At 70.9% G+C, this 4,158-nt stretch carries 3 protein-coding genes and 1 pseudogene; 1 reads left to right on the top strand and 3 read right to left on the bottom strand.

All coding sequences use genetic code 11. The features are described from left to right. Positions 1-329, bottom strand: a pseudogene (locus tag ACWEVO_RS31610) (sugar ABC transporter permease); the annotation flags it as partial. An 82-nt stretch (positions 330-411) separates the two neighbouring features. Then, positions 412-1,695, bottom strand: a complete 1,284-nt coding sequence (locus tag ACWEVO_RS31605) for an ABC transporter substrate-binding protein (RefSeq protein WP_452311119.1) — start codon at positions 1,693-1,695, stop codon at positions 412-414. Between the two features lie 387 nt (positions 1,696-2,082). Between ACWEVO_RS31605 and ACWEVO_RS31600 the strand changes: the two genes are divergently transcribed. Continuing rightward, positions 2,083-3,102, top strand: a complete 1,020-nt coding sequence (locus ACWEVO_RS31600; RefSeq protein WP_452311118.1) for a LacI family DNA-binding transcriptional regulator — start codon at positions 2,083-2,085, stop codon at positions 3,100-3,102. A gap of 31 nt (positions 3,103-3,133) precedes the next feature. Here the strand turns inward: ACWEVO_RS31600 and ACWEVO_RS31595 are convergent, their stop codons facing one another. Beyond that, on the bottom strand, positions 3,134-4,129 hold the full coding sequence (locus ACWEVO_RS31595; RefSeq protein ID WP_452311117.1) for an EAL domain-containing protein: 996 nt from the start codon (positions 4,127-4,129) through the stop codon (positions 3,134-3,136). Between the last annotated feature and the right edge of the window lie 29 nt (positions 4,130-4,158).

The raw sequence follows: 4,158 nt of genomic DNA, 5'->3' as shown, positions 1-4,158 counted from the left end.
AAGATGCCGAAGGTGTTGAAGAGGGCGTTCCAGAAGTCCTCGTCGCCGAAGAGCTTGCTGAAGTTCTCGAAGCCGGCCCAGTAGGGCAGCGTCGGGTCGTCGAGCCGGTAGTTGCGCAGCGACACCACGGCGTTGAACAGCAGCGGGAACAGGCCGAACACGATGAAGAGCAGGAAGAACGGCGCGATCATCAGGTACGGCATGTAGCGCATGTCGAAGCGGTACAGCCGGTTGCGCCAGCTCAGCCGCCGCTCGTCGCCCCCGGAGCGACCGCGTCGGGGCGCGGATCGGTGGCTCGACGGCGCGGGCGCGGCACGGGTGGTGGACATCGGATCACTCCAGGGCCGAGACGGGTGACGGGTGAGGCGGTGGCGGAGCGGGCCGGCGCCCGCTCCGCCACCGGTTGCTGCGTCAGGAGGTGGCGGCCTTCTCGGCCTGCTTGACCGCCTCGCCCCAGGCGGCGTCCGGCTTCAGGCTCTTGTTCTGCACCCGGGTGATGACGTTCTCGACGGCGACCCGGGTCGGGCCGTTCTTCTTGCCGAGGTACTGCGGCGTCAGGCCCTGAGCCATCTTCGGGAAGATCTGCCCGACCGGGGCGTTGTTGAAGAACGGGTTCTTGAAGTCGGCGATCGCCGGGTCCGCGTAGAGCGCCGGCTGCGAGGGCAGGTTGCCGACCTTCTTGAAGATCTCGATCTGCTGCTCCGGCTGGACCAGCCACTCCAGCAGCTTGTACGCCTCGTCGACGTGCTTGCCCTGCTTGGGGATGGTCAGGAAGGAGCCACCCCAGTTGCCGCCGCCACCGGGCACCGCCGCGATGTCCCACTTGCCCTGGGTGCCGGGCGCGGTGTCCTTGATGTGCCCGAGCATCCACGCCGGGCAGGCGAGCACCGCGAAGGAGCCGCTGGTGAAGCCCTTGTCCCAGTCGGCCTGGAAGCTGGCCATGTTGGCCGACAGGCCGGCCTGGATGGCCTTGACGGTGTAGTCGAAGGCGACCTTCGGGCCGCCGTCCATCTGGAGCTGGTCCTGCTCGTTGTAGAAGCCGACCGGCTGCTGGCCCAGGATCGGGTTGAACAGGTTGGTGCCGGAGTCGATGAACTTCTTCTTGCTCTTGGCGGTGTACTGCTGGCCGACCTCGATGAACTTGTCCCAGGTGGGCCAGAGCGCGGAGACCTGGTCGCGCTCGGTGGGCAGGCCGGCGGCCTTGAACAGGTCGGTCCGGTAGCACATGGCCAGGCCGCCGACGTCGGTGCCGAGGCCGATCTGGGTCTTGCCGTCGGCCGACAGGGACTGCTTCCACTTCCAGGGCAGGTACTTGCTCTCGTACGAGCCGGCGCCCTTGTCCAGTAGGTTGACGAACTTGTCGGACTGGCTGCGGAACTGGACCATGAAGCCCTCGTCGATCGCTGCGATGTCCGGCGCGCCGTTGCCGGCGACGAGCTTCTTCTGCAGGTCCTCGTGCTGGGCGTTGTACTCGCCGGAGTTCAGCTGGATCTTGATGTTCGGGTGCGCCGCCTCGTACTTGGTCTTGAGGTCGGTCAGGCCGAAGTCGCCCCAGAAATTGATCTTCAAGGTGATCTGACCGGCGCCCGAGTCCGAACCGCCGGTGGTGCTCCTGCCACTGCACGCAGCGACCATGACCAGGCTGACGGCACCCACGGCGGCCGCCCGGGCCCAGTGCGTCCAGGACCGTTTCATGTCATCCTCCGCGCCAAAATGGGAACGCTCCCGAGATCGAGATACGTTGACTGAACCGGATAAGTGAGCACACCGTACGGGTGACCCAGGACACTGTCAACGGCCGGTTAACGGCACGACATTCCCGTAACCTTTCCGATGCCGTGGGAGCGCGACCATGCGTGGTAGAGCGCTTTCCGAAACAGAATCGTGAGCGCAGGTCTGGCGGAGACCGTGGGGGTGGCCGTACGCTTAACCGCACAAGTGGCGGGCTGTACGGTTCAGTCACGACGGCTCCGGGCGGGTGGATCGGTCACCGGGGGCCGTTGCAGTAGCGTGACAGCCGCCGGCCAACCCCGGCAGCGCAGGACTCGCCCCGAGGGGCCGGACAAGTGGAGGAGCACGCCGGTGAAGCGGCCGACCATCGCCGATGTCGCCCGGCGGGCCGGGGTCTCCAAGGGCGCGGTGTCGTACGCGCTGAACGGGCAGCCCGGCGTGTCCGAGGCGACCCGCCAGCGGATCCTGGCCATCGCCGCCGAGATCGGGTTCAGCCCGAGCAGTGCCGCCCGGGCGCTCTCCGGCGCCACCGCGAAGGCGGTCGGCCTGGCCCTGTGCCGGCCCGCCCGGATACTGGGCATCGAACCGTTCTTCATGGAGCTGATCAGCGGCGTGGAGGCCGAGCTGTCGGCCCGCTCGTACGCGCTGACCCTCCAGGTGGTGGCCGACCAGGAGGCGGAGATCGCGGTCTACCGCCGCTGGTGGGCCGAGCGGCGGGTGGACGGCGTCTTCGTCTGCGACCTGCGCACCGACGACCAGCGGGTGCCGGCCCTGGAGGAGCTGCAACTGCCGGCCGTGGTGATCGGCGGCCCCGGCCACACCGGCAAGCTCGCCAGCGTCTGGTCCGACGACGCGGCCGCGCTGGTGGAAACCGTGGAATACCTGGTCGCGCTCGGGCACCGGCGGATCGCGCGGGTCGGCGGCCTGCCCTCGCTGCTGCACACCGGGATCCGTACCGACGCGTTCACCGAGGTGTGCCGCCGGCTCGCGCTGGACGACGCGACCACGGTCTGGTCGGACTACACCGGCGAGGAGGGCGCCCGGGCCACCCGGCGGCTGCTCAGCTCCGCCAACCGGCCCACCGCCGTCATCTACGACAACGACGTGATGGCGATCGCCGGGCTCTCCGTCGCCCAGGAGATGGGCCTGGCGGTGCCGGGCGACCTGTCCATCGTGGCCTGGGACGACTCCCCGCTCTGCCAGCTGGTGCACCCGCCCCTGACCGCGCTCGGCCGGGACATCCCGGCGTACGGGGCGCACGCCGCGCGCCAACTGCTCGCGGTCATCGCGGGCGAGCCCGTCACCGGCCTGCAGGACGAGACCGCACACCTCACCCCGCGCGGCAGCACCGCCCCGCCGCGGGCCCGGTGAACCGGTTCAGTTGCCCCACTGAACGACCGGCTCAGCGCGGGGTGGAGGGAAACTCCTCGAACCAGGCCTCGACCCGCTCGGCGGTGGCCGGGCGGGCCAGCGCGAATCCCTGCCCGTAGCGGCACCCGGCCCGGCGGGCCCCGGCCACCTGCGCATCCGACTCCAGCCCCTCGACCACCACCTCCAGGCCGAGCCGGTCGCCCAGTTTCGCCACCACGTCGATGAGCGGATGTTGCCCGTCGGGCGCCGGCCCGACCAGGTGCGGGCCGACCTTGAGCAGGTCGATCGGGAGCCGGCGCAGTTGCGCCAGGGAGGCGTGCTCGGCGCGGAAGTCGTCCAGCGCCGTGCGCACCCCGAGCGAACGGAGGCCGGCGAACCGGGCCACCACGGTGGGCAGCTCGGGGGCGACCACCGGCTCGGACACCTCCACGACCAGGCGCTCCGGCGGCACCTCGTACGCGGCCAGCGCGGCCGCCGCACGGGCCACGAAGTCCGGCGCGGCCAGCTCGCGGGGCGTGACGTTGACCGCCATCCACAGCTGCCGGCCGTCGGACCAGTCGGCGAGCTGCCGGCAGGCCCGGTCCAGCACCCACCGCCCGACCTCGCCGAGCAGGTCCAGATCCGCAGCGACGGGCAGCAGCTCCTCCGGCAGCACCGTGCCGAGCACCGGGCTGCGCCAGCGCAGCAGCGCCTCGGTCCCCACCGGCAGCCGGTCCGCCAGCGCCAGCACCGGCTGGTAGACCAGGTCCAACTCGCCCCGGGCGACCGCGCCGGGCAGCTCCCGTTCCAGGTCGAGCCGGCGGACGAGCTGCTCCTCCAGGTACGCGTCGTACCACTCGACCCGGTCCCCGCCGAGCTGCACCGCGCGCCGCCGCGCGAGCTCGGCCTGGCGCAGCACGTCCTCCGGGTCGCCGCCGGTGGTCTCGGCCAGTCCGACGCCGACCCGCAACCCGCTCGGCCCGTCGGCGGACGGGTACGGCTCGGACAGCGCGGCCACCAGCCGGGTGCCCAGCGCGTACGCGAGCACCGGACCGACGTCGGTTCGCCGTGCTCACC

This window comes from Micromonospora sp. NPDC003776 (assembly GCF_053605645.1).
This window is presented reverse-complemented; position numbering and strand designations above follow the sequence as displayed.